Origin of the sequence: Streptomyces sp. NPDC048604 (genome assembly GCF_043199435.1) — a bacterium.
Classification (GTDB): Bacteria; Actinomycetota; Actinomycetes; order Streptomycetales; family Streptomycetaceae; genus Streptomyces.
Map to the genome: position 1 here is coordinate 14269 of NZ_JBICVX010000011.1, position 23134 is coordinate 37402.

A 23134-nucleotide genomic window follows, 5' to 3' on the forward strand; every position below is an offset into this window, starting at 1 on the left:
CCCCACCGGAGGATCCCCATGCGTCGCAGCGCCGCCCCCGTCCTCGCTCCCGCCCTCGCCCACGCGCTCGCCCCCGCCCTGCTCGCCGGCCTGCTCGTCGCGGCCCCGTTCTCCGGCCCCGCCTCCGCGCACGCCGGGCCCCGGGCCGCGGCGGCTGCGCCGCGGCCGGTGGTCTTCGTGCACGGGAGGAACGCCGGGCCCGGGGTCTGGGGCTCGATGACGGAGCGGTTCCGGGCCGCCGGTACCCCTGCCGACCGGCTGTACACCTGGAGTTACGACACGACCCGGTCCACCAACGAGGTGCTGGCGGGGCAGTTGGCCGCGTACGTCGACGAGGTGCTGCGGCGGACCGGGGCCGCGCAGGTCGACCTCGTGGCGCACAGTCTGGGGAGCCTGCCGACGCGCTGGTACGTGAAGTTCGGCGGCGGCCAGTCCAAGGTGCGCCACTGGGTGTCCCTGGCCGGCCCCAACCACGGGACCGGTCTCGCCTGGGCCTGCGCCCTGTGGGACCAGGGCTGCCGGGACATGACGCCCGGCTCGTACGTCGTCTCGCGGCTCAACGAGGGCGACGAGACGCCCGGCGCCGTCCGGTACACGACCTTCTGGTCCGCGTCCGACGGGCAGATCTCACCGCGCAGCAGCACGCTGCTCGACGGCGCCCGCAACGTACGGACCCGGGACATGGCGCACAACGAGCTGCTCGGCGATCCGGCCGTCGCCGCCGAGGTGCTCGCCACCCTCACCGCCGCGTCGTAGCGCGGGAGTTCGCGCCCGCGATCGGGCTCGCCTGCGTCGACTCGCTCGTCCGTGCGGAGGGCTCCGTTCCGGCCCTGGACACCGTGGCCGACGCCGGCGGTGTGCTGCTCGGCCCGGTCGGCGCCGGGTACGCGGCCCGGGCCTGGCGGGCGTCCCGACGTACCGGTAACTAAACGGATGTGCGAATGTCAGTCGCGCGTGATAGTCACTACCTCCACGAGGGGGGTGATCATCTGCCTCCCCGTTCGAGAACACCAAGGGGTGGGGACATGGCGTTGCTCCGTGATTGGGGGCTCACGCTGGGACGATGGGCCGGCCGGCCCGATGCGCGACTGGTGCGGGGCGGCGACGATCCGGACGTGGAACGCGTGCGGGTGGCCGCCGCCGCCGCGGACTGGGCCGTCGTGCGGGACGTGCTCGAGGCGCGGCCGGAGAGCGCGGACCGTACGGGGCTGCTGTGGGCCGTGGCCGACACGGCCGGGGTGGAACGCTGGATCGGCGACGTGCTGAAGGCGGAGCCCGAGTCGGCGCTGGCGCGCACGGTGGCGGGCATCCGGTACATCAGCTGGGGCTGGGAGGCCCGGACGGCCGCGCGGGCGAAGGACGTCTCGCGGGAGCAGTTCGAGGTGTTCCACTCGCGGCTGCGCCAGGCCGAGGAGTACCTGTACGAGGCGGCGGAGCGGGAGCCGGGCTGGACCTCGCCCTGGTACGCGCTGCAGATCTCCGGCCGCGGTCTGGAGGTCGGGCAGGTCACGGCGCGCCGCCGGTTCGAGGCGACCGTGCGCCGCGACCCGTTCCACCTGGGGGCGCACACGCAGCAGTTGCAGCAGATCTGCAAGAAGTGGGGCGGCTCGCACGAGGAGATGCACGCGTTCGCCCGCGCGTCCGTGTCCGGGGCCCCCGGCGGCACGCTGCTCGGCCAGCTGGTGCCGGACGCGCACATCGAGGAGTGGCTGTCGCTCGACTCGGGGCCGGACGCCGCGTACATGCGCCGGCCGGATGTGCTGGAGTCGCTGCGCCAGGCGGCGGACCACTCGTACCGGCACCCTGACTTCGTCGAGGCCGGCTCCTGGCTGGGGCTGCTGAACAGCTTCGCGATGGCGTTCTCGCTGGCCGGGGACAAGGGCGCCGCCCGGGAGTGCTTCCAGGCCACGGAGGGACGCGTCACGGAGTCCCCGTGGGACTACCTCAACGGCTCCGATCCCGTCGCGGCCTACCGCAAGCACCGCTCGTCCGCCGGGCGCTGACCCGGGGCACGCCTCCCCTTTCCTCCCGTTTCGACCGTCCTCCCGCCCGCACCGCCTCGCCGGCGCGGGCGCGCCAGTGAAGGATTTCGTCCGGTGTCATCCGAGACCGCCCACACCTTCCAGGTCGACCTGCGCGGCCTGGTCGACCTGCTCTCCCACCACCTCTATTCCAGCCCCCGGGTCTATCTGCGCGAGCTGCTGCAGAACGCCGTGGACGCCATCACCGCCCGGCAGGCCGTGTCCCCGGACGCGCCCGGCTCGATCACCGTGCGCACCGGTGACACGCTCACCGTCACGGACACCGGCATCGGCCTGACCGAGGCCGACGTCCACCGCTTCCTCGCCACCATCGGCCGGAGCTCCAAGCGGACCGCCGAGGGCGCCCTGGACGGCGCCGGGCTCGACGCCGCCCGCGGCGAGTTCATCGGCCAGTTCGGCATCGGCCTGCTTGCCTGCTTCGTCGTCGCCGACGAGATCACCGTGCTCAGCCGGTCCGCGGCGGACCCGGCGGCGCCCGCGGTCGAGTGGCGCGGCCACTCCGACGGCCGGTACACGATCCGTACGCTGCCGGCGTCGGCCGTGCCCGAGCCGGGCACCACCGTGCGGCTCGTGCCGCGCGCCGACAACGCCGAGTGGACCAGCCCGCGGCAGGTCGTCGAGCTGGCCCGCCACTACGGCAGCCTGCTGCGGCACGAGGTCACCGTCGTCGACGCGCAAGGCGAGAAGACGCGGATCAACGACACGCCGCCGTGGGAGCAGCCCCACCGCTCCCCGCTCGCCCGCCGCGAGGCGCTGACCGCGTACTGCCGCGACCTGTTCGAGTTCACGCCGCTGGACAGCATCGAGCTCGACCTGCCGGCCGCCGGGCTGCGCGGTGTCGCGTACGTGCTGCCGACGGCCGTGAGCCCGGCGCAGCGCGCCGGTCACCGGGTGCACCTGAAGGGCATGCTGCTCACCGACCGGGCGCCGGAACTGCTCCCGGACTGGGCGTTCTTCGTGCGCTGCGTGGTCGACACCACGAGCCTGCGGCCGACGGCCTCGCGCGAGTCGCTGTACGAGGACGGCACGCTGTCCGCCGTACGGGACGCCCTGGGCGACCGGATCCGGGACTGGCTCACCGGGCTCGCGGCCAGCGACCCGGCGCTGCTGCACCGGTTCATCGACACCCACCACCTCGCGGTGAAGGCGCTGGCCCGGTACGACGACGAGCTGCTGCGGGTCGTGCTGCCGTGGCTGCCGTTCGAGACCACCGACGGCAACGTGACGCTGGAGGAGTTCGCGCGGACGCATCCGACGCTGCTCGTCACCCGCAGCGTCGAGGAGTTCCGGCAGGTCGCCCCGATCGCCGCGGCGGCCGGCCTGGGCGTGGTCAACGGCGGCTACACGTACGACCGCGACCTGGTGCACCGGCTGCCGGAGATCCGCCCCGGCACGTCCGTGAGCGACCTCGACCCGGCCACCGTCACCGCGCACCTGGACGCGGTGGAGCCGACGGCCGAACTGCGCGCGGCGGCGTTCCTGGCCGTCGCCCGCGAGACGATCGCCGTGCACGACTGCGACGTCGTGCTGCGCGACTTCCAGCCGGTGACCGCGCCGGCGCTGCTGCTCGACAACCGGGAGGCGCGCCACGAGCGGACCCGGTCGAGCCTGGCCGCCGAGAGCGACGGCCTGTGGGCCGACATCCTGGGCTCGCTGCGGAACGAGACGCCGCGCGCCCAGCTGGTCCTGAACCACCTCAACCCGCTGGTCCGGCAGGCGATCACGATCGCCGAGCGCGGTCTGGCCGTCACCACCGCAGAGGCGCTGTACGGGCAGGCCCTGCTGCTCAGCCGCCGCCCGCTGAAGGCGAGCGAGAGCGCCCTGCTGAACCGGGCCTTCATCGGCCTGCTCACCCACGCCATGCACAACGCCGGCACGGACGCGGACGGCGCCGGGCCCCGGAAGGACATCTGATGCTGGACACCCCCGAGGCCGTGATGGAGGGGCTGCGTGAGAACCACGACCGCCCGCACGGCATGCAGCGCACCGTCGCCGCCGAAGAGCTGGTCGAGGCGGCCGGGCAGTTCGAGAAGCCGGACGTGCTGGTCACGGCCCTGCTGGAGCTGATGTCGGCGTACGAGTTCACCGGCGAGTACCGCAAGTCGCCGGTGGTCTTCGGCCGGCTCCTGAAGCTGTGGGACGAGTCCCCCGAGGAGTTCAGCGAGTGGGAGGGCCACCAGGTCTACTGGCGGTTCAAGTGGGTGGCGACCTCGCTGCTCGACGTGCCCGAGGTGCCGCTGGCCTCGATCCACGGCTGGATCGACGAGATGCGCCGCCGGTACGAGAAGGCAGAGCACGGCATGCAGCCCGTGGCGGCGATGCGCTACCACGTCGCCGCCCACACGGGCGTCGGAGTGGCCGACGCGTACGACCTGTGGGTCACCCGGCCGCGTACCGAGCTGAGCGACTGCGAGGCGTGCGAGACCCGGCACCTCGCCTCGCACCTGATCGACGAGGGCGCCGACGCCAAGGCCCTCGACACGCTGCGGCCGGTCCTGGACGGGACGGTGGGCTGCGCCGAGGAGCCGCAGATGAGCCAGGCGCTCGCGCTGGCGGCCCTGCTGCGCACCGACCGGCTCGACGATGCCCGCTCGGAGCACCTGACGGGTTACCGCCGGGTCCGCGGGAACACCGGCATGCAGGCGTGGGTCGGCCGGCACCTGGAGTTCTGCGTCCTGTCCCGCAACGAGGGCCGCGGGCTGGAGATCCTCGCCGAGAACCGGCCGCTGTTCGAGGCGACCGGCGCTCCGCACGCCCATCTGGACTTCCTCACCGGCGTCGAGCTGCTGCTCGCCCGGATCGTCGAGGACGGGCACGCCGACACGGCCGTCGCCGGCCCGCCGGGACGGAACTGGACCGCGGACGAACTCCTCGCCCACGTGCGCGCCGAGGCGGACCGGCTCACCGCCGCGTTCGACGCGCGCAACGGCACCACGGCGGTCGGGGACCGCCGCAAGGAGCGGCTGGCGCAGCGTCCGCTGCTCGACGCGCCGCTGCCGCTGGGGCTGCGGACCTCGGTCGCCCGGCCGGCGGCCGGCGCCGCGGCGCCGACGACGGTGTCCGCGACGGTCGTGGAGGTGCCGGAGGACTTCGTCACGCTGGTGCGCGAGGCGCGGCGGATGGCGAACCTGGGGCACCCCGGCGACACCCGGCTGTGGACCCGGATCGCCGAGCGGCTGGACGCCGACGGCGCGGTGCCCGACGGGCTCGGCCCGGAGGAGCTGCTGCGCGCGGAGCTCGCCGAGCAGCGGGCGGGCGAGCTGGCGATGGCCGACCGCGACGACGAGGCCACCGTCGAGATGCGGCGGGCGGCGGAGCTGTACGAGCGGATCGGCATGCCGTGGCAGGCGCTCTCGGCGCGAGCCCGTGCCCTCGCCTGGACGAACCCGCCGGCCGATGGGGAGGACTCCCCGGCCGACACGGACGCCGCGCACGTCGACGCGGGCGACACGGAGGCCACGCGCATCGACACGGCCGACACGGACGCCGCGCGCATCGACGCGGACGGTATCCGCGACGCGCTCGACGCACTCCTGGCCGAGGCGGAGCGGCTGCAGACCGAGGCCCCGTTCACGGGCGAGCCCCTCGGGGCGGCGGAGGCGGCGGCCGGCGACGACCTGGCGCAGGAGCGCAAGCTGGCGTACCTGGGGGTGCTCTACTCCCGCACGTACGCGGCGTACCGGGAGCTGGGGCGCGGGCGTCCCGAGCCCTCCCCCGCGGCCGTCGCGCGCTTCGAGGCGTGCGTCGGCGCGCTGCGGAGCGAGGCGGAGCGGCTGGCGTTCGCGCACCAGGTCGCCAACGCGCGGCAGTTCGCGGCCGATGTGGCCGGCCGGCACGGCGACTTCGCGAACGCCGAGGCGGGGCTGCGGGCGGCCCTGAAGGACCTGGAGTCCGCCGGCCGGCCGTGGCGCGGTTCGCGGCCGCGGGCCCTGCTCGCGCAGATCCTCATGGCGCAGGAGCGACAGGCGGAGGCGGTGGACCTGCTGCACCAGGCCCTCGCGGACGCGGTGCGCTACGACGACGCGGACTTCCCGATGGCGCCGACGTACGCGATGCTCGGCCACGCGGTCTCGCACCTGGGCGACTTCGCGGGCGCGGTGCGCCACCTGTCGGAGGCGGCCGCGCGGTTCGACCAGGCGGGCTCGCCGGAGGAGGCCGCCGACGTGCGGCTGCAGCTGGTCGACGTCCTGATGCGGACGGGCCGGCACGCCGACGGCGTCGCCGTGCTCGAGTCGCTGGTCGCCGAGGAGGCTGCGGCCGCCCTCGACGAGCGGATGGTCGCGCAGGCCCGGCTGACGCTGGCTCGTGGGCTGCGGGAGCTGGAGGAGTACCTGCCGTCGGCGGAGGAGTTCGTGCGGCTCGCGGACGCGATCTCCGGCTGGGAGGACGACGCGCCGATCAAGACGCTGGTGACGGCGGACACGGCCATCGCACTGGCCCTGGCGGACCGTTGGGACGCGGCGGGCACGGCGTACGGGCGCGCCCTCGCGGCGCACGCCGAGGCCCCGAACCCGTCGCTGCTGCTGCACATGATGTGCGAGTTCGCTCGTCTGGTGATGAACGCGCAGGGCCCGGAGGGTCTGGAGACGGCCCTGAAGCACCTCGCGGAGGCGGACGCGCTGGCGGCCGCCGTGCCGGCGGGCGCGGAGGACTTCGTGCCGTGGTTCGAGCGGGGCACGGTGCACTACCGCCGGGCCCGGGTGCTGGCGCAGGCGGAGCGCTTCGAGGAGGCGCTCGCCGAGGCGGAGACAGCGGCCGCCGCGCACGAACAGGGCGGCGAGGACGGCGAGTCGGCGCGGGCCGAGGCGCTGCGGATCGCCGCGCTGATCGAGGGCAACGCGCTGGGCCGGTTCAAGGAGGCCATCGCCCGACTGACGACGGCGGCGGCACGCTGCCGGAAGGCCGGCCTCCCGGAGGCGGCGCAGATCCTGGACGCCCTGCGTCAGGACTACATGTCGCGCTAGCCGCACGGTCGTTGAGACCGCTCATGCCGACGGATCCCGGGCCCGGCCGTGTTGCACGGTCGGGCCCGGGGCGCGTGACGGCCGGTGTCACAGCCCGCTGATAGCGTTCACGCATCCGGTCGAACGATCATGAGGGGACGAGACCGTGCAGGATGTGGCACACCACGAGGTCGGCGAGGAGCGCATCGCCCAGGCGCTGGAGGACATCGAGGGGCGGGCGTGGAGCCGGTGGCACAGAATGCACTACGACCACGTCTCCCCGCAGAAGCTGCGGGAGTTGGGCGACGAGCTGCTCGACCATGTCGCGGCACGGCTCCTGAAGGAGGGCGCGCTCGACGACACGGCGCGCTCCGCGCTGCTGACGGCGGCGGAGTGCTCGCTGGGCGTGCTGAGCATCGACTGCTGGCCCAACGGCGATCAGGAGATCCCCTTCCCGATGGGCGGCGAGCCTCTGACCAGCGAGGACATCTCGTTCCAGGACGTCGTCGACGAAGCCCCGTCGGCCCGCGCCTGGCTCGACACCTTCGCGGTGTCCCTGGTGAGCGGACTGATGGGGGACTGGCAGCGGGTCGTCGGTCTGCTGCTGCGCGGCGACTGCGCCGGCGAGATCCGCAAGGGCGCGCCGTACTCGAGGTTCACGCCGCCGGAGGACCCGGGCGGCATGGCCGCGATGGATGCGCTGTGCCTGTACCTGGCCGAGTCCCAGGGGCACCTGCCCCGCGACTGGCCGACCGTGACGCTGCGCAAGCCCGACGCCCAGGAGCGGGCCGAGGCGGCCGCGCGCCTGGACGCCGTCGGCGAGCCGACGCCGGACCAGCGGCTGCTGCGGGTCCTGCTCGACGACGACCGGGCCGCCTTCGAGCAGGCCCTGGCGGCCCGGCTCGTGGAGCACCGGGAGAGCGTCGGCGCCGACCCCGCCCCGCGCACGCTGCTGCCGCTGGACACGCTCGCCCTGGCCGCGCTCGCGGTCCAGGTGCACGGCTGGGAGCCGGCCGTCCGCTCCGGCTACCTGCCGCAGGCCCTGCTGGGCACGACGGACGCGATGCGGCGTGCGGCGGAGTCGAACGTGAACAACCTCGGCGGGTGGCACGCCAAGTAGGGCCGGCGGTCCGCCGCGGTCGCACTACGGCGTGGGCGGCAGTTCGGCCTCGATGAGGTCGGCGGCGCGGCGGGTGCCGCCCTCGCCGGCCATCCGCTCCTGGATCTCACGGCCGCGGCGGGCCACCTCCGGGTCGGAGACCAGGGCGAGGACGGCCTCCCGCAGCCGGTCCGGGGTGACCTCGTCCATCGGCAGGTGGCGGGCGACGCCGAGGGACTGGAGCATGTCGGCGTTGCCGAACTGGTCGGTGGCCAGCGGGACGGCGACCATCGGGGTCGCGGTGGCCAGGCCCTCCTGGCTGCCGCCCGCGCCGGCGTGCGTGACGAAGGCGTCGGCCTGCTTCAGTACGGACAACTGCGGGACCCAGGAGTGCACTTCGACGTTGTCCGGCACGTCGCCCAGTTCGGCCGGGTCGACGAACCTGCCGATCTGGAGCACGACGTGCCAGCCGTCGAGGCCGCCGAAGGCCTCGACGGAGGCCCGGTAGAAGTCGGGCTGCTTGGTGAACGCGGAGCCCAGGGACACCAGGAGGACCTTCCCGGCGTCCGCGGGCCGCCGCCACTCCCCCTGGTCGGCGCGCTCGCCCTGACACGCACCGACGAAGGTGTACGTGGAGTGGTCGACCCGGTCGGCGTGCGGCTGGAGCGCCTCGGGGATGAGGACGACGGCGCGGCGGGGGCGGGCGACGAAGCGGTCGGGGTCGGTGTCGATGCCGTGCCCGGCGAGCCAGTCCGCGAAGCGCGCGTAGTACGCCTTGCCCCGCGGGGAGGCCTTGAGCTGCGCGTACATCGGCTCGGCGACCTCCTCCTCGTACCCCTCCCAGGGAACGAGGTTGGGCCAGAGGGAGACCGCGGGGACGCCCCACACGTGGGCGAGCGCGGCGGCCGGGTACGAGGTGATGTCGTGCAGCACCAGGTCCGGGCGGTCGCCGTCGAAGGCGGCGGCGAGCTGCGGCAGGACGTGGATCGCGTCGTCGAGGAACGGCTCGATGTGGTCGATGAGTTCGGTGCCCCAGGCGTCCGGGTCGTCGTCGGTCGGCAGGGTGGAGTCGTAGACGACGGGCGTGGCGCCGGTCGCGGCGACCTTCTCGGCGAAGGACGCGGGGATCGCGTAGCTGACCCGGTGACCCCGGTCGACGAGTTCGCGGATGACCTCCAGGCTGGGGTTCACATGGCCGTGTGCAGCGATGGAGAACATGGCGATGTGCGCAGGGGGTGTGGTCGTCATACGGCAGACGCTACACGAGACGGACCGTATCGTCTATCGGCTTTCGGTCAGCGTACGGCGACCCCGAGGGACACCACGTAACCGCCGTGCCCTGCTTGCCGAGCATGAGGAAGGCGGAGTGACTGGCGAGGTTGGCGAGGTGCCCATCGAGTCACGGCGGGGGCCCCTGGCGTTCCGCCGACCTGGGACTCCGGCGAACGGACGAGTCCGGTCGAGGCCGGCGACCGGTCCCCCGTACGATGGCGCCATGATCCTCACCGCCCGGCCGACGAGCCGCCCCCGCCCCGCCGGGCGCGGCCTCGTGCTGCTGGTGCTGGTCGTGCTCGCCGGGCTGCTCGGCATGCACGCCCTGTCGCCCGCGCAGGGCGCGGTGCGGCAGGGGGCGACGGACACGGTCCAGGCCGGTCAGCCGTCCGGGCCGGGTCACCACGGTCATCAGGCTGCGGCGGGGCATCACGGCGCCGCACAGCCGTCTGAGGCGCGTCACGCGACCGACGAGACCCTGAGCTGCTCGCACAGTCCGGGCAGCGGCGGTCATCTGCAGCACGCGGACGCGACCTGTTCTGCCGCAGGCGTCAGTGCCCCGTACTCTCCTCCGGCCCTGGCCGCGGCCCTCGCGGACCTCCCCGTGACAGCCGCCGCCGTCGGCACACCGCCGGCGTCCACCGTGAGCGGGCGCGCGCCGCCCGACCTCGCCGAACTGCAACTCCTGCGGATCTAGAGCCGCCCGCGCGGCCTGCCTCGCCCTCCGGCGACAGGCCGTGCTCCGAGGCGTCTCTTCAACCGTGAATCCGTACTGCGCGCAGGCCGGTGGCCCGGTCGCGCGGCAAGGAGTTGCACCATCATGATCAGCAAGCGTTCCCACGTCCGTCGTGCCGCCGCCGTCGTCGCGGCCGGCGCCGCCGCCCTCGTCCTCGCCGCCTGCGGAGGGAACGGCGACACCGACGCCGCGGGCGGCCACAACGACAGCGGCCACGGCGCCGCCAGTTCCTCCCCGTCCACGCCGGCCGCCGCCACCCAGGGCGGCCGGAACGCGGCCGACGTCGCCTTCGCGCAGGGGATGATCCCCCACCACCGCCAGGCCGTGGAGATGGCCGACCTCGCGCCCACCCGCGCCGAGTCGCCGGCCGTGAAGAAGCTGGCCGCGGACATCAGGAAGGCCCAGGACCCCGAGATCAGGACGCTCTCGGGCTGGCTGACCTCGTGGGGCGAGCAGGTGCCCGCCGCGGGGGCCGCGGATCACTCCGCCCACGGCGGCGGCATGATGACCGTGGCGGAGATGGACCGGCTGAAGGCGGCCTCGGGCAAGGCCTTCGACACGTCCTTCATGGAGCTGATGATCAAGCACCACGAGGGCGCCGTGGCGATGGCGAAGACGGAGCAGGCGCAGGGCGCCTTCCCCGGGGCCAAGAAGATGGCGGAGGCGATCATCACGTCGCAGTCGGCCGAGATCGCCCAGATGAACAAGCTGCTCGGCAGGTCCTGACCTGCTAGCCGAGCGGGGACGGGGCCGCAGCACGCGGTCCCGTCTCCGCCGCTTCGCGGGCGATCTGTTCGAACTGGGCACCCATGGCCTCGGAGAGCGCCTGGGCGGCGGAGAGCGGGCGGACCATGACGGTGAAGTCGTCGATCCGGCCCTCGTCGTCGAAGTGCAGGAAGTCGCAGCCCTGGATCTGCCGGCCGGCGACGGTGGCCGTGAAGACGAACGCATGGTCGCGGCCGTCCGGGTTCGCGATCTCGCGCTCGTACGTGAAGTCCTCGAAGACGCGCATGACACCGCGGATGATGGCCGCGGTGATCGCCTTGCCCGCGTAGGGCTTGAACGCCACCGGGCTGGTGAAGACGACGTCGTCGGCGAGCAGCGCCTCGATGGCGGCGGCGTCGCGGTCCTCGACCGCGGTGCGGAACGGATGCATGGGAACCCCTCGCTGGACTTACCCAACAAATTGAATAGGTGCGATGCAGGGTAGATGGGCCGCGCGGGGCCTGACAAGGGCTGAATGGGGAGGCGGCGCGCAGCCGCCGTACGGCACAATCCCCGCCATGATCGGCAAACGGCTCATCCACCGCGACGCGGACGGCGTCCGCATACCCGGGACCTGGCGGCCCGCGTTCATCCGCAACGGCGACAACTACTTCCTCACCGACCTGTTCATCTACGCCGACGGGCTGGTCGACTGCTGGGGACTGGTCGCCCTCGACGAGTTCCACGACCAGCTCCGCAGCGGCCGGATCGCCACCGAACTGCCCGAGGGCGGACAGGCGTCCGCGCACGACCTGGCGGGGTGGAAGTTCGCCGAGCCGAGAAGCTGGTTCACCCCCGACCTGTTGATGGCCGAGGTCCGGGACACCATTGACCGGCTCAACGGCCGCCCCGACTCGACCGGCCGCTGCCTCGCGGCGGTGGACGTCTTCCTCGCCGACCGCACGGAGGAGAACCGGGCCGCCGCCCGCGAGGCGTACCTGGCGATCCCGGAGACCCGGCGCCGGTACGCGCTGGGCGACATGGACCGCAAGGACTTCCCCCTCCAGGTCCTCGTCGCGGGGCCGGGCGGCCGGACGCCGAACTTCCCGTACGAGCCCGTCGCGCAGGCGGCGTACGACAAGGCGATCGACTACTTCGAGGACCGCGCCCGGTGGATCGCGGAAGCGGACTCCCGCGTCCCGGCCGACGGCCCGGACACCCCGCACGCTCCGGCCATCCAGCTGCGCCAGTCGTACCCGATCCGGCACCGGGACAACCCGGGGACCCAGGCGCTGTTCAACGAGTACCCCGCCCCCATCGTCGTCGACGGCGTCACGTACCCGACGGTGGCCCACGCCTACTGGGCCCGGTCGGTCGCCGATCCGGCGGACCACGACGCGGTCGCCGCGGCGGGCAGCCCGTCGGCGGCCGAACGGCTGGCGGCCGAGGCCCCGCGGCGGGACGGCTGGGAGCGGCAGCGCCTCGCCGTCATGACGCGCCTGCTGCACGCCAAGTACGACCAGCACCCGGACCTGGCGGCGATCCTGCTGGCGACGGACGACGCCACGCTGCTCTACGGCGCCCCGTTCTCGGACTTCTGGGGCTCCCACGGCGCCGCCCGCAACTGGATGGGTCGGCTGCTCGAACTCACCAGGGCGGGTTTGCACAGCAGGTCGTGACCGCCGTGCACAGCGGGTCGTGACCGCCCGCGCCGGCTTCCCCGGGGGCAGGTACTCAGGCGTCATGGGACGGGCGGGCGGCGGCAGTTGAGTACGCGCACCCAGGCGGTGCGGGGCCGGGCGGCCGACGATGGAGGCACGTCACGGACCAGCCAGGAGTGATCCACGTGCTCAGTCGCCTCGCCGCCGCCCTCGTCCCCGTCGTGGGCCGGCTCACCGTCTCCGCGGACATTCCGCGGCTGCCCGAGGGCGGCGCGGTCATCGTCGCCAACCACACCAGCCTCGCCGACCCGGCGGTGGTGCTCGCCGCGCTGCGCCGCATGGGTGCGGAGCCGGTGGTGCTGTGCGCGGCCGGCCTGTGGCGGATCCCGTTGCTCGGCCGGGCCCTGACGCGCGAGGGGTACGTGCCCGTGCACCGCGGCACGGCCCGCGCCGCCGACGCGCTCGCGGAGGCGGAGGCGGCGCTGCGCGCCGGGCGTCATGTGCTGGTGTACGGCGAGGGCCGCATCCCCGACCGGCCGGACTCCGCGGACGCGCCGCCGGAGGAGTTCCGCACCGGCCCCGCCCGGCTGGCGGCCGCCGCCGGGGTGCCGCTGGTCCCGCTCGGGCAGGCCGGAGCGCGCCGCATCACGTCGGGCAGCACCGCCAAGCAGCTGGCCGGACTGCTCACCGCGCCCCTGCGCCGCCCCCGGCTGCACGTGCACCTCGGCACTCCGGCGCACCTGCCGCCGGACGCCGCCGCCGCGACCCGGCTCGCCCGTCAGGCCGTCACCACGGCCTGGCAGTCGGCCGCGCATCGGCGGGCGCGCCTGCCGATGTGCGGGGAGGGGCACGTGTCCTGCTGCGACCATCTCGTCCGTCCGAGCGCTTCCTCCCCTTCCAGGTCAGGATCTGCCCTACTTCCGTCCTACGGTCGTACCGTCCCCGTCGAACGGCAGGAAGGACGGTCATGAACCGCACCGCACCCGAGGGTTACACCAGCGTCGCTCCGTGGGTCGTCACCGACGACACCGGCGCTCTGCTCGACTTCGTCACCGCCGCGTTCGGCGGCGAGGAGCTCGTGCGGGTGCCGGTCGAGGACGGTTCCATCGGGCACGGCGAGATCCGCGTCGGCGACACCGTCGTGCTCGCCTTCGACCGGCGCCCCGACTGGCCGCGGATGCCCTCGCTGCTCCGCGTCTACGTCCCCGACGCGGATGCCGCCGTGGCCGCCGCCGTCGCGCACGGCGCCACGGTCGTCACCGAGGTCGCCGACAGCGCGTGGGGCGACCGCGGCGGCCGGGTCCGCGACCCGTTCGGCAACATCTGGTGGGTCACCGCCCGCACCGAGGACGTCGATCCGGACGTCGCCTGGAAGCGTCTGTCCGAGCCGGTGTACGCGGAGTCGATGCGCGTGGCGCAGGAGACCCTCGACGCCGAACTCGGCGGCCGCCGGCAGGGCATCGCCAGTCCGCCGCGTCGGCCGGCGTCCTAGGGTCCTAGGGTCCGTCCGGTCCTGATCCGCTGGACGGGCCCTCGGCTTCCGCCGGATCCTGCCGGCTGTGCGCCGTCGTCGCGCGCCGGCGGATCCACTCGCCGCTCAGGCCGGTGGAGAGCAGGCCGGTCAGGAGCGCGACCAGGCAGAGGCCCGGGCCCGACGACCAGTCGACCTCCGACGCATGGGCGGCGAGCACCAGGGCCGCGGCCACCGCCACGCCCGGGACGGCGATCAGCGCCGGGCGTACGCGGGCGAGGTCGTCCTCGGCCAGGGAGCCGAGGACGCCGGCGCCGAGGGCCAGGCCCCACACCCCGAGGCCCTGGGCGTCGGCGCGGCCCACGGTCCAGGGGACGAACTCCGCCCAGAAACCCGGCAGGAAGAGCAGGCCCGCGCCGATGCCGAGCCAGCCCGAGCCGAGCACGGCCAGGAACGGCTTGCTCCACCCCGGCATGGGCACGGTCGCCGCCGCGCGGGGCGCGGCCGGCCGGCGGTACTGCAGGAGGACACAGACCACGGCAGCCGAGGCCAGTAGCGCGAGCACGACGACCCAGCCGAGGCTGAACAGGACCAGGAACAGCGAGCCGCCCACGGCCGCCTGGAGTTCGCCGGCGTTGAGGACGGTCACGGCGAAGAGGCCGACGAGGACGATCACGGTGGGGACGACCAGCGTGCGGACCTCCTCCCACGCCCGCGCCCGGCCGACCGCGAACAGCCCGGGTGCCACACCGGCCATGCCTGCGCCGATCAGCCCGGGCGTCAGCGCCTCCGGCGAGGTCCACGCGCCGAACACGTGGTCCGTCAGGCTCACCGCCGCCATCAGACCGCCCGTCAGCAGCGACACGACGGCGACGACGGCGGACAGTACGGTCAGGCCGGCGGTCAGCTCCCGCCCGCCGCCGCCCGGCACTTGTGGAGCCGAAGGCACCTCCGTGCCCTTCAGCACCCCCGTGCCCTTCGGCTCTGCTGCCTCCCTGGTCTCGTCGCTCACTTCGTCCCCACTCCCTCGCGCCGGGACTCGGCCGGACGTGCGCCGTCGCGCTTGGGGGCGGCCCGGCGCACCACCTCGCGGGCGTACAGCACGCGCAGGCTGACCGCCGTCGTCGCGGCGAAGGCCAGGACACCGCAGCCGATGCCGACGCCGGCGGAGAGCGCGGTGAGCGCGTCGAGGCGCATGTACCGCTCGAAGCACACGGTCGCGGCCGCCGAGAACACCGGGGCGAGGCAGAGCGCGGTCAGGTGCAGCCGCCACTCCTCGAGCGCCCAGGGCCGCCCGTCCCGGCCCGCGGCGTGCTGCCGCCACACCATGACGGCCCAGGTCGCCGCGTACGGCAGCAGGAACGCGACGAGCAGCCGCCGTCCCTCTGCGCCGTGCTCCAGGAACGACCGTCCCAGCAGGACCAGCGCCGCCGCGCCCGCCGCGTGCGCGACGGCGAGGACCGGCCACGGCGCCCAGGTACCGCCCTGCGAGGGCAGTGAGTCCCGCCGGTCCAGGGAGCGCGAGGCGAGCAGCGCGCCGAAGACCACGACGGAGCCGAGGTGCATGACCGCGACCCGGTTGACGTCCTCCATCGGCAGCCCGTCCGGCAGGATCCAGGGCAGTGCGCCCCACTCCAGGCGCAGCAGCGGGGCCGTCATGAGGTAGCCGTAGCAGAGCAGCATCCACCGCTGGTGCAGGTCGGGCAGGCGGCCGAGGGCGGCGAGGACGCCGAACGTCACGCTGAGCGTGGTGCCGACGAGGATCGTGGCGAGGACCAGCCAGAACGACTCCCCGTCGAAGGCTTCGGGGGGCGCGGTCCGGGCGAGATAGACCGCCGCGCCGGCCATGGACGCGTACACCGTGAGCGCGTACACGACGCCGAACGTCCGGTGCAGGCGGACCCGGCGGCGGACCGCCGTCAGCAACTGCACCGGCCCCAGCAGCATCAACATCCCGCCCAGGACCGAGTGCAGGATCATCGGGACGAGGCTGCGCCGGTACGGTTCGATGCGCGTCGCGAGCGCGTCGGCCACGTACTGCGGGGACACGGCCCTGCCGAGCAGCCACTCGCCGATGGCGGGCGCGCCCGGCCGTGCGTAGGGCCAGAGTTCGGTCATCGCGATCGGCGCGTAGCCGAGGCACATGGCCACGACGGTCACGGTGGCGACGCGCCGCCAGGACACCCCTCCGAGCCGGCTCGGTCGGTCCACGCGCAGTCCCCCGCTCGGTCACCCATGGTCTCTTCTGGACAGTCCATCCTGGACTATCGAGACGGTAGAGGGGTGGACCGTCCCGGTCAACCGGTCGGTAACAAAGTGAGGTTGGGGAAGCTCAGGCGTCGCCGGGCTCGGTGCGCCGGGCCCACTGCCAGAAGTCGACCATCATCCGCTCGTAGCGGATGCCGAACTCCAGCGCGCCCCGCTGCCCGTCCGTCAGCAGGTCCCCCACGCTCTCCGCGAGGCCCTCGTACTCGGCGAGGGTGCGACGGTGCTCGTCGAGCTGCACGGGGGCGAGGGTGTCCGGGTCCGCACCGAACCAGAGCTTGAGGATGCCGCGCTCGCGTGCCTCGACGGGGACGAAGGAGGCGTCGTCGAGCCAGGCTTTCAGCTCGCCGCGGCCGGCGTCGGTGAGCTTCATCAGGCGACGGTTCCGCCCGCCGGGCTGGCGTGTCTCGGACAGCAGCCCGGCTTCGAGCAGCCGGTCGCACTGCGCGTACACCTGCGCGTGCGGCATCGACCAGAACGGCGCGACGGTCCGGGCGGCCTCCCCCTTCACGTCGTACGGAGTGGCCTCGCCCAGCTTGTCGACGATGCCGAGGACGAGGTACGAGGGTGTGGTCAACCGGACTTCAGCCATGCCGGGACCGTATCGCGCCTCCCGGCCGGGGATTCCCGGTGGGGAATTCCGGGTGCGACGGTCAGGTGTCCACCCGGCTGTTGGGGCCGTCCTGTGCGTCGGCGGACTCGTCGTTGAACCAGTAGTCGCCCGCCGCGAGATAGCGGAAGGAGATGCTGCTCCTGCGGGGCAGGGCGACCGTCACGGCACGGGTCTCGTCCTCGCGGGCGCGCAGCGGGTGCGCATACGGGTCCCAGTCGTTGAAGTCGCCGACGACGCTGACGGGGCCGGGCGGGACGTCGGCGGGGAGGACGAAGGTGATCTCGGTCCGGTTCTTCCGGTGTTTGCGTTCGAGCATGCCGGTGCGACTCCTGTCGACTCGACGGACGGGAAACGTGGGCCCATCCTGCTCCCCGGACGCCCGAGCGGGACGCCGACACGGCCGACGGCGGCGCGGAATTCCGGTTGAGCCGGCCGCGGCGGTGGCCCTAGGGTCCGGGGACATCGACGTGTAGCTCAGCAGCAGAGCACCGGGCTAGGGACCCGGAGGGCGCGGGGGCGGAACCCGCCACGTCGGCTATGAACGACGACGCTGAGCAGCAGCATTCCGAGTCCGGATCCGAGGTCCGCGCCTCCGTGGCGCCTTCCTCTGCGGCGCCTTCCTATGCGGCGGACCAGTTGGCGAAGGCGCTTGCCACCGCCGTGCTCCACCCCGACCCCGGTACCCGTGAGCGGGCGGCCGAGCGCGGCCGGCGCTGGCGCGCCGTGCTGACCGGGATCGCCGAGGGCCGGCTGACGATCGGCTCGCGGACTCCGGTGGCCGGGCTGCCCTCGTGGGTGACGCCCGAGGTGGTGCGCGGCGGCTTCGCCACCGGCACGGCGGGCGCGGGAGGTCCGGTCCAGCCGTACGAGGAGGAGTACGCGCGGCAGTTCGGGGTCCTGGCGACGCGCGGGGCACTGTTCGCGTACGGCCTGACGGAACCCGGTCTGGACGCGCTCGGGGCGCTGCTCGACAGCGGCGGCTACGAGGTGACCGTGCCGGAGGAGGCCGCGCTGCTGACGGTGGCGTGGCTGGTGCGGGCGGGCGAGGTCGCGGCTGCGGTCGAGCTGGTCGAGGAGCTGGCGCCGTACGCGGACACGCTGCGGTTCCTGCCGCGTCCGGCCGTCGCCCGCGCGGGCGACGGCGGGGGCGACGCGGGGGCGGTGCACCGCCGGACGGTCGGGGAGGCGCGCGGGACGCTGGAGCGCCGGGCGCCGAACGAGGCCGTGGAGACGCAGCGGGAGGCGCTGACGGTCTGGAACCCGTTCGCCGACGAACTCCTCGCCCACTGGCTTGAGGCCGCCGGCGACGGCCGCGTGTTCGAGCGGGTCCCGGATGCGGACTGGTACGCGCGCGGCGCCACGTTGCTGCTGCGCTACCGCTACCTGGCCGCGTCGCACACCCACTGCCGCAAGCACCGGGATCCCAAGGGCAACACGGGCATCCTGGTCGCGGCGCTGGTGGAGTGCGCGGCGGGGCGGCCGCTGGAGCCGCGCCGGCTGGGCCTGGTGCGTACGGCGGTGGAGGCGATGGTGCGCCGGCGCGGGCTGCCGGGCTCGGAGCGGCTCGGTGTGCTGCGCCGGGCGCAGGCCGCGCAGGCGGCGCTCCCCGCGCACGACGCCGTCGCGAAGGTCGTGGCGGGGCGGCTCGCCGCGCTGCCGCAGGGCTCCGGCGCCGAGGACCTCGGCCCGCTCGTCGCGGAGGTGACCGTGCGGGAGGCCGAGGAGTCGGGCGTACCGGCGGGGACGGCGCTGCCGAAGGCGGTGCGCCGGACGGTCGAGGCCACGCTCAGCGCGCCGCTCGCCACGCTGGTCGAACGGGGCGTGGTGCCGTCCGCCGAGGTGCTGGCGGAGCTGGTGCCGCAGCTGGTCGCGGTGACGACGGCCCGTGCGTACCCGGACGGGGCACTGAGGACGCTCATGACCGCGCACTACGGGGCGTTCCGCAACCGGCGCTCGCTGCTCCTGCTGAACCTGGAGCGGCAGGTCCGCATCGAGGAGCTTCCGTGGGTGCGCGCCGTCGCTGCCGCGCGCGGCAGCGCGGACGGCGGCGGCGCGGACGGCACCGTGGAGGCGCTGCGCGAGCTGGGCGAGACGGCGGTGCGCGGCTTCCCGGGGACGATCCTGCCGAACCCGCTGGTCCGCGAACTCTCCGTCCTCGCCCGGCAGGCGGACCTCGGGGCGCCGCTGGTTGAGGAGCTGGCGGCGGACATCTTCATGGGCACGTTCAGCGCCAAGTACCTCCATGCCGCGCGCCTCGCGGCCGAACTGCTGCGCGGCACGCTGTACGAGCGGTACTACGGCATCGACTACACGGCCCTGCGCAACACGGCCGTGGCGGAGGCCGGCCGGAACGCGATGCGCACGCGCACGCCGCACGTCTCGCCTGACTTTGCCGCGCTGTGCACGGTGCGCGCCGGCCAGGACGCCGGCTCACGCGACTGGTCGGTGGCCGGCAACGGCATGATCATCGAGCAGGGGCAGATCCTGACCACGCACAACCTGTCCACGCTGGTCCACCGCGTGGGCATCGGTCCCGGTCCTGAGGGCTGGGACGGTCTGGCCCTGCGCTGCTTCACCGCGGTCTGCCGCCTGACGACCCGTCTGCAGGGCCTCCCGCGTCCGCTGTCGACCGTCAAGGACGCGGCGTACGCCTGGCGGCAGATGCTCTTCGCGTTGTCGCTGTGCGACGCGGAGACCCAGGCGCGGTCCCTGGCCGCCCTTGACGCCGAGGCGTCCCGCCACCCCGCCCACGCGGCCGCCCGCCTCGCCCCTGCTCTGGCGGGCCTGCGCCTGGTGGCGGCGGGCGGCTGCTTCGAGCCGGACGGCTCGGCGCTCGACGGCCGCGCCCGCCGTTTCCTCGGCTGGACGACCGGCCGCCACTGGCTGCTGGCGGGGTCGGGTAGCCCCGGTCCGCCTAACTGAAGCGGGCCGCGAGGTCGTCGTCGAAGGTGCCCTTGCCCACGCGGTGTTCGGGGGCGAGGTGGCCGCCGGAGCGGAAGCCCCGGTACGCCTTGCCTGCCAGGGGGACGCGGATCAGGGGGCGGCGGCGGGCGGTGGCCCGGAGATAGGACCGGGCGAGGTCGTCGAGGGGCCGTACCTCGGGGCCTCCCAGGTCCTCGACCCGGCCGGCCGGTGCGGCCAGGGCCAGTTCGGCCAGGCGGGCGGCCACCTCGGAGGCGTCCACGGGCTGGTCGGAGACGCCTGCGGGGACGAGCATCACCGGGAGCTTCGCCATGGCCTGGAACAACCGGACGAGCAGGTCGTGGAACTGGGTCGCCCGCAGCACCGTCCAGCCGAGGCCCGACTCCTCGATCTGCCGCTCGACGGCCAGCTTGGCCTGGTAGTAGCCGAGCGGCACCCGGTCCACGCCGACGATCGAGATGTACACCAGGTGCCGCACGCCGGCCCGCCGGGCCGCCGCGACGAGGTTCCGCGCCGCCTGCTCGTCGCCGCCGCCCGGCGAGCTGGCGCAGTGCACGATCGTGTCGACGCCGGCGACGGCCGCGTCCAACTCGGCGCCGCCCTTGCGCAGGTCGACCGCGTACGGCCGGGAGCTGCGGCTGAGAACCCGCACCTCGTTCCCGCCGTCTTGCCGCAGCCGTTCCACGACGTGTCGGCCGAGTGTTCCGGTGCCGCCGGTGACCAGGATGGTCGTCATGGTGTGCCGGTCCCTTCGCAGGTGGGCGATCCAGTCCGGAGCGCCCCTTCGTTCTACATGACCCTCCCGTGCTGTCCGAAGGTGGCATCCGCTAGCGTGAGTCGCGACGCATATACGGCAGCGTATAGATGTTCTGGACGAGGAGATGACCGCCCGTGTCCCGACGTACAGCGACCGCCTACACCGAACTCCCCTGGCGCATCCACGACCTCACCCGCGACTTCACGGTCGAGGACGTCTGGTCCTACCGGTGCCCGGGTGCCGGGCCCGACGACTTTCCCGTGATGCTGGCCGCCATGCGCGCCGCCGGCGGACTCACCCAACAGCCCCTTCCCGTCCGTTTCCTGTTCGCCGTGCGGTGGAAGCTCGGCGCGCTGCTGGGCTGGGACCGTGCGGACGCGGGCGTCGGACGGCGGGTCGCCTCGCTGCGCGACCGGCTCCCGGACGATCTTCTGGCCGCACCCCGCGGGCCGGACGACCCGGCGATGCCCCTCAAGCCCGTCTACGAGCTCTCCCACGAGTGCGCACGCGAGCTGGCGAACAAGACCGTCCACACCGTCATGCACCTCGGCTGGGCCCCGAGCGACGAAGGCGACCACGAGCTGCGGATGGCCGTGCTGGTCAAGCCCAACGGACGCTTCGGCCGCGTCTACATGGCCGCCATCGCCCCCTTCAGGTACCTCATCGTCTATCCGGCGCTGACCCGGAAGTGGGAGCGGGCGTGGCGGGAGCGGGAATCGCGACCGTAGCCGCCTCCGATCCCGCCGGCCGTGATCTCGCCCCGCGGAACACCCGCAGATCCCGGACCTCGTACGACATCTCTTTGGTCCCCCGGTCCGGCTTCGGGTGGTAACGGCCGGCGCAGACCGAGAGGTTGACGATCAGGTAGGCGTGCCAGGAGCGGCCGACGCCGCGGCCGTCGGAGTGGACCGTCACGCCGTCGACCGACCACACCACCGCGCCGGCCCCGAACTCCGTGCGCAGCCGTACCCAGCCGCCGGGACGGATTCCGGGGTCGCGGTGGTAGTGGGAGCCGCCGCGCACATGGTTGGAGAGCTCCAACAGGTCGGGGTTGTCGGGGTGGTACTCGAAGACGTCGATCTCCTGGCCGCCGTCCCGCCAGGTCCAGATCGCGGGCCAGGCCCCGAGCTCCTCGGGGAGGCGGACCCGGGCCTCCAGGATGTCGCCCGTGCGCACCTGGAAGCCCTCGGTGCTGCCCTCGGTCGTCAGAAGTCCCGCGTCCCACAGGCCGTCGCGGCGTCGTGTCGCCCGGAACACCCCCGAGCGGCTGTAGTCCGGATCGGCGGTCAGATGGTCGAGTTTGTTGTCGCCGGGGTTGACCGGGCCGCCGTCGGGATAGGCCCAGGAACGGCCGGCGACCCACTGCTCCGTGGACGTGAAGTCGGCGGTGAAGACCGGCTCGGCGGTCGGGAGAGACGATGACATGGTGGTACCCCCGTGCGTGCGTTTCGTCCAGTGATGATCCACTGGTCACGAAAGTCCTGCCCCCGTCCGCAGCGGCTACACCGATCCGTCACTCGATGGCGTGAGGTCGCCAACTCCCCCTCGATTCGGCGTTCGACGCGTTCATGGCGAACATGGGGCCATGACTCCGATCACGCACATGGACCTCACCGGCTTCACCGAGCGGGAGGCGGGAGTGTGGACCGACGACCACGGGCTCGTGCTGTCGATCCACTTCTTCGACCTCGTCCCCGACCTGCCCGCCACCCTCGCCGAGCCGCAGCGGCTGCAGCACGGCCTCGCCGGGCTGGCCACCCGCGCCGGCGGCGGCCTCATCGAGGCGGTGATCGGCGAGGTGGACACGATGCCGGCGGTCCGTCAGCTGATCAAGGTCCCCCGCCCGAACGGCCAGGGGCAGGTGTTCCTCGGCTCCTGGACGGTGCCGCGAGCCACCTGCAGCACGGTGGTGAAAGTCCAGGCGGCGGAGGGCCAACCGACCGGGATGCGCGAGGCCATGGTCATGGCGCAGATGGGACCGGACCGCTACTTCGCCCCGCACCCGTACGGCGCGGACACGACCGGCGGCCTGCCGTACCACATGGGCGATCACGAGCACTGGGACCCGCAGTTCCCCCAGCACCCCCTGACCCGCGTCCGCGCGACCCTGGCGCGCCTCACACCGGGCCTCGGCCTGCACGACGGCTTCAAGGCCCTGCCGCCCTTCGGCACGGGGCCGGTGCAGTACGGCGGACAGGCCTGACGGAACGGCCTGACGGAGAGGCCTGGCGGAAAGGGACTGTCAGACCCCCCTCGTAACGTCGTTGGTGCAGGGCCGGTGTGGTGTCGGCCCACCGGCGTAGGGAGCGGTCATGGGCAGGATCAGTGTGAACCGGCAGCACCTCAACCGTCTGCTGGCCGACGGCGACGCGGCCGGGCACGGTGTCCCCTATCAGCAGGCGTTCGCGGAGCTCGCCGCCTCGCACCGCGGGCGGCCGCCGCACGAGATCCTGCCTGCGCTGAAGGACGCCGCCGACCGCGCCCTGCTCGGGTTCACCTGGAACGACCTGCGCGAACAGGCTGAGGCCATCAGCACCGGCCGGCCGTACACACTGCGCGTCACGGTCACGGGCAGATAAAAGGGGGCGGCCCCACCGGACGGGGGAGGCCGGTGGGGCCTTGCGGGGGAGCCCGGTGAACGGGGGACA

21 protein-coding genes, 1 tRNA gene and 1 pseudogene are annotated in these 23134 nt (G+C 73.8%); 15 read left to right on the forward strand and 8 right to left on the reverse strand.

All coding sequences use genetic code 11. The annotated features are described in order from the left end of the window. Positions 1 to 18: 18 nt before the first annotated feature. The 5 genes from ACGFMM_RS22395 to ACGFMM_RS22415 all read left to right on the forward strand — a co-directional run bounded on the left by ACGFMM_RS22395 (position 19) and on the right by ACGFMM_RS22415 (position 8105). A complete protein-coding gene (locus ACGFMM_RS22395) occupies positions 19 to 756 on the forward strand; it encodes an esterase/lipase family protein (protein ID WP_393648164.1) in 738 nt (245 codons plus the stop codon). Between the two features lie 269 nt (positions 757 to 1025). Beyond that, positions 1026 to 2003 carry a hypothetical protein gene (locus ACGFMM_RS22400; protein ID WP_393648165.1) on the forward strand — a complete coding sequence of 326 codons (978 nt, stop codon included), beginning with the start codon at positions 1026 to 1028 and terminating at the stop codon, positions 2001 to 2003. 93 nt (positions 2004 to 2096) lie between these two features. Continuing rightward, positions 2097 to 3956, forward strand: coding sequence for an HSP90 family protein (locus ACGFMM_RS22405; protein ID WP_393648166.1), 1860 nt, complete (start codon positions 2097 to 2099; stop codon positions 3954 to 3956). Next, positions 3956 to 7006: a hypothetical protein gene (locus tag ACGFMM_RS22410; protein ID WP_393648167.1), complete on the forward strand. Its 3051-nt coding sequence runs from the start codon at positions 3956 to 3958 to the stop codon at positions 7004 to 7006. Before ACGFMM_RS22405 ends, ACGFMM_RS22410 begins: the two co-directional genes overlap by 1 nt. Positions 7007 to 7151: 145 nt before the next feature. After that, complete coding sequence (locus ACGFMM_RS22415; RefSeq protein ID WP_393648168.1) at positions 7152 to 8105, forward strand: immunity 49 family protein; 954 nt, start codon at positions 7152 to 7154, stop codon at positions 8103 to 8105. Between the two features lie 24 nt (positions 8106 to 8129). On the opposite strand, the gene mgt is transcribed toward ACGFMM_RS22415, so the two are convergent. Further along, positions 8130 to 9332: a macrolide-inactivating glycosyltransferase gene (gene mgt / locus ACGFMM_RS22420; protein WP_393648169.1), complete on the reverse strand. Its 1203-nt coding sequence runs from the start codon at positions 9330 to 9332 to the stop codon at positions 8130 to 8132. A 247-nt stretch (positions 9333 to 9579) separates the two neighbouring features. On the opposite strand from mgt, the gene ACGFMM_RS22425 reads away from it, so the two are divergent. Then, a complete protein-coding gene (locus ACGFMM_RS22425) occupies positions 9580 to 10053 on the forward strand; it encodes a DUF6153 family protein (RefSeq protein ID WP_393648170.1) in 474 nt (157 codons plus the stop codon). A gap of 123 nt (positions 10054 to 10176) precedes the next feature. Beyond that, on the forward strand, positions 10177 to 10818 hold the full coding sequence (locus ACGFMM_RS22430; protein ID WP_393648171.1) for a DUF305 domain-containing protein: 642 nt from the start codon (positions 10177 to 10179) through the stop codon (positions 10816 to 10818). A gap of 4 nt (positions 10819 to 10822) precedes the next feature. Here the strand turns inward: ACGFMM_RS22430 and ACGFMM_RS22435 are convergent, their stop codons facing one another. Next, positions 10823 to 11248 (reverse strand): nuclear transport factor 2 family protein, encoded by a 426-nt coding sequence (locus tag ACGFMM_RS22435; RefSeq protein ID WP_393648172.1) that lies wholly within the window; start codon positions 11246 to 11248, stop codon positions 10823 to 10825. Between the two features lie 127 nt (positions 11249 to 11375). Here ACGFMM_RS22435 and ACGFMM_RS22440 point away from each other — a divergent pair, with 127 nt between their 5' ends. The 3 genes and pseudogenes from ACGFMM_RS22440 to ACGFMM_RS22450 all read left to right on the forward strand — a co-directional run bounded on the left by ACGFMM_RS22440 (position 11376) and on the right by ACGFMM_RS22450 (position 13950). Next, on the forward strand, positions 11376 to 12476 hold the full coding sequence (locus ACGFMM_RS22440) for an NADAR family protein (protein WP_393648173.1): 1101 nt from the start codon (positions 11376 to 11378) through the stop codon (positions 12474 to 12476). 167 nt (positions 12477 to 12643) lie between these two features. Beyond that, positions 12644 to 13270: pseudogene (locus ACGFMM_RS22445) on the forward strand (lysophospholipid acyltransferase family protein); the annotation flags it as partial. A 155-nt stretch (positions 13271 to 13425) separates the two neighbouring features. Further along, positions 13426 to 13950 (forward strand): VOC family protein, encoded by a 525-nt coding sequence (locus ACGFMM_RS22450; protein ID WP_393648174.1) that lies wholly within the window; start codon positions 13426 to 13428, stop codon positions 13948 to 13950. A 4-nt stretch (positions 13951 to 13954) separates the two neighbouring features. Here ACGFMM_RS22450 and ACGFMM_RS22455 read toward each other — a convergent pair whose 3' ends face one another. From ACGFMM_RS22455 to ACGFMM_RS22470, 4 genes are all read right to left on the reverse strand, one after another. Continuing rightward, on the reverse strand, positions 13955 to 14941 hold the full coding sequence (locus ACGFMM_RS22455; RefSeq protein ID WP_393648175.1) for a hypothetical protein: 987 nt from the start codon (positions 14939 to 14941) through the stop codon (positions 13955 to 13957). Beyond that, a complete protein-coding gene (locus tag ACGFMM_RS22460; RefSeq protein WP_393648176.1) occupies positions 14938 to 16140 on the reverse strand; it encodes a DUF2306 domain-containing protein in 1203 nt (400 codons plus the stop codon). The genes ACGFMM_RS22455 and ACGFMM_RS22460 overlap by 4 nt, the downstream gene beginning before the upstream one ends. Before the next feature lie 121 nt (positions 16141 to 16261). Beyond that, positions 16262 to 16786 (reverse strand): PadR family transcriptional regulator, encoded by a 525-nt coding sequence (locus tag ACGFMM_RS22465; RefSeq protein WP_393648177.1) that lies wholly within the window; start codon positions 16784 to 16786, stop codon positions 16262 to 16264. A 61-nt stretch (positions 16787 to 16847) separates the two neighbouring features. Then, the gene (locus ACGFMM_RS22470; RefSeq protein WP_393648178.1) at positions 16848 to 17123 is read right to left on the reverse strand and encodes an isoamylase early set domain-containing protein; all 276 of its coding nucleotides are present in this window, start codon (positions 17121 to 17123) and stop codon (positions 16848 to 16850) included. A 147-nt stretch (positions 17124 to 17270) separates the two neighbouring features. On the opposite strand from ACGFMM_RS22470, the gene ACGFMM_RS22475 reads away from it, so the two are divergent. Further along, positions 17271 to 17342, forward strand: a tRNA-Pro gene (locus ACGFMM_RS22475). 2 nt (positions 17343 to 17344) lie between these two features. After that, positions 17345 to 19729: a hypothetical protein gene (locus tag ACGFMM_RS22480; protein WP_393648179.1), complete on the forward strand. Its 2385-nt coding sequence runs from the start codon at positions 17345 to 17347 to the stop codon at positions 19727 to 19729. Here ACGFMM_RS22480 and ACGFMM_RS22485 read toward each other — a convergent pair. Then, positions 19722 to 20465: an SDR family oxidoreductase gene (locus ACGFMM_RS22485; protein ID WP_393648180.1), complete on the reverse strand. Its 744-nt coding sequence runs from the start codon at positions 20463 to 20465 to the stop codon at positions 19722 to 19724. The genes ACGFMM_RS22480 and ACGFMM_RS22485 overlap by 8 nt on opposite strands. Before the next feature lie 155 nt (positions 20466 to 20620). Between ACGFMM_RS22485 and ACGFMM_RS22490 the strand changes: the two genes are divergently transcribed. Continuing rightward, positions 20621 to 21214 carry a DUF2867 domain-containing protein gene (locus tag ACGFMM_RS22490; RefSeq protein ID WP_393648181.1) on the forward strand — a complete coding sequence of 198 codons (594 nt, stop codon included), beginning with the start codon at positions 20621 to 20623 and terminating at the stop codon, positions 21212 to 21214. Here ACGFMM_RS22490 and ACGFMM_RS22495 read toward each other — a convergent pair. After that, on the reverse strand, positions 21147 to 21911 hold the full coding sequence (locus ACGFMM_RS22495; protein ID WP_393648182.1) for a beta-glucanase: 765 nt from the start codon (positions 21909 to 21911) through the stop codon (positions 21147 to 21149). The genes ACGFMM_RS22490 and ACGFMM_RS22495 overlap by 68 nt on opposite strands. A 160-nt stretch (positions 21912 to 22071) precedes the next feature. Here ACGFMM_RS22495 and ACGFMM_RS22500 point away from each other — a divergent pair, with 160 nt between their 5' ends. Continuing rightward, a complete protein-coding gene (locus ACGFMM_RS22500; RefSeq protein WP_393648183.1) occupies positions 22072 to 22689 on the forward strand; it encodes a hypothetical protein in 618 nt (205 codons plus the stop codon). A gap of 109 nt (positions 22690 to 22798) precedes the next feature. Beyond that, positions 22799 to 23065, forward strand: coding sequence for a hypothetical protein (locus ACGFMM_RS22505; RefSeq protein WP_393648184.1), 267 nt, complete (start codon positions 22799 to 22801; stop codon positions 23063 to 23065). Positions 23066 to 23134: the final 69 nt, after the last annotated feature.

Excerpts from the sequence above, each read along its gene's own strand:
- ACGFMM_RS22395 (WP_393648164.1), top strand. The coding sequence starts at position 19 with ATGCGTCGCAGCGCCGCCCCCGTCCTCGCTCCCGCCCTCGCCCACGCG.
- ACGFMM_RS22400 (WP_393648165.1), top strand. The coding sequence starts at position 1,026 with ATGGCGTTGCTCCGTGATTGGGGGCTCACGCTGGGACGATGGGCCGGC.
- ACGFMM_RS22410 (WP_393648167.1), top strand. The coding sequence starts at position 3,956 with ATGCTGGACACCCCCGAGGCCGTGATGGAGGGGCTGCGTGAGAACCAC.
- mgt (WP_393648169.1), bottom strand. The coding sequence starts at position 9,332 with ATGACGACCACACCCCCTGCGCACATCGCCATGTTCTCCATCGCTGCA.
- ACGFMM_RS22425 (WP_393648170.1), top strand. The coding sequence starts at position 9,580 with ATGATCCTCACCGCCCGGCCGACGAGCCGCCCCCGCCCCGCCGGGCGC.
- ACGFMM_RS22430 (WP_393648171.1), top strand. The coding sequence starts at position 10,177 with ATGATCAGCAAGCGTTCCCACGTCCGTCGTGCCGCCGCCGTCGTCGCG.
- ACGFMM_RS22435 (WP_393648172.1), bottom strand. The coding sequence starts at position 11,248 with ATGCATCCGTTCCGCACCGCGGTCGAGGACCGCGACGCCGCCGCCATC.
- ACGFMM_RS22440 (WP_393648173.1), top strand. The coding sequence starts at position 11,376 with ATGATCGGCAAACGGCTCATCCACCGCGACGCGGACGGCGTCCGCATA.
- ACGFMM_RS22450 (WP_393648174.1), top strand. The coding sequence starts at position 13,426 with ATGAACCGCACCGCACCCGAGGGTTACACCAGCGTCGCTCCGTGGGTC.
- ACGFMM_RS22465 (WP_393648177.1), bottom strand. The coding sequence starts at position 16,786 with ATGGCTGAAGTCCGGTTGACCACACCCTCGTACCTCGTCCTCGGCATC.
- ACGFMM_RS22470 (WP_393648178.1), bottom strand. The coding sequence starts at position 17,123 with ATGCTCGAACGCAAACACCGGAAGAACCGGACCGAGATCACCTTCGTC.
- ACGFMM_RS22480 (WP_393648179.1), top strand. The coding sequence starts at position 17,345 with ATGAACGACGACGCTGAGCAGCAGCATTCCGAGTCCGGATCCGAGGTC.
- ACGFMM_RS22485 (WP_393648180.1), bottom strand. The coding sequence starts at position 20,465 with ATGACGACCATCCTGGTCACCGGCGGCACCGGAACACTCGGCCGACAC.
- ACGFMM_RS22495 (WP_393648182.1), bottom strand. The coding sequence starts at position 21,911 with ATGTCATCGTCTCTCCCGACCGCCGAGCCGGTCTTCACCGCCGACTTC.
- ACGFMM_RS22500 (WP_393648183.1), top strand. The coding sequence starts at position 22,072 with ATGACTCCGATCACGCACATGGACCTCACCGGCTTCACCGAGCGGGAG.
- ACGFMM_RS22505 (WP_393648184.1), top strand. The coding sequence starts at position 22,799 with ATGGGCAGGATCAGTGTGAACCGGCAGCACCTCAACCGTCTGCTGGCC.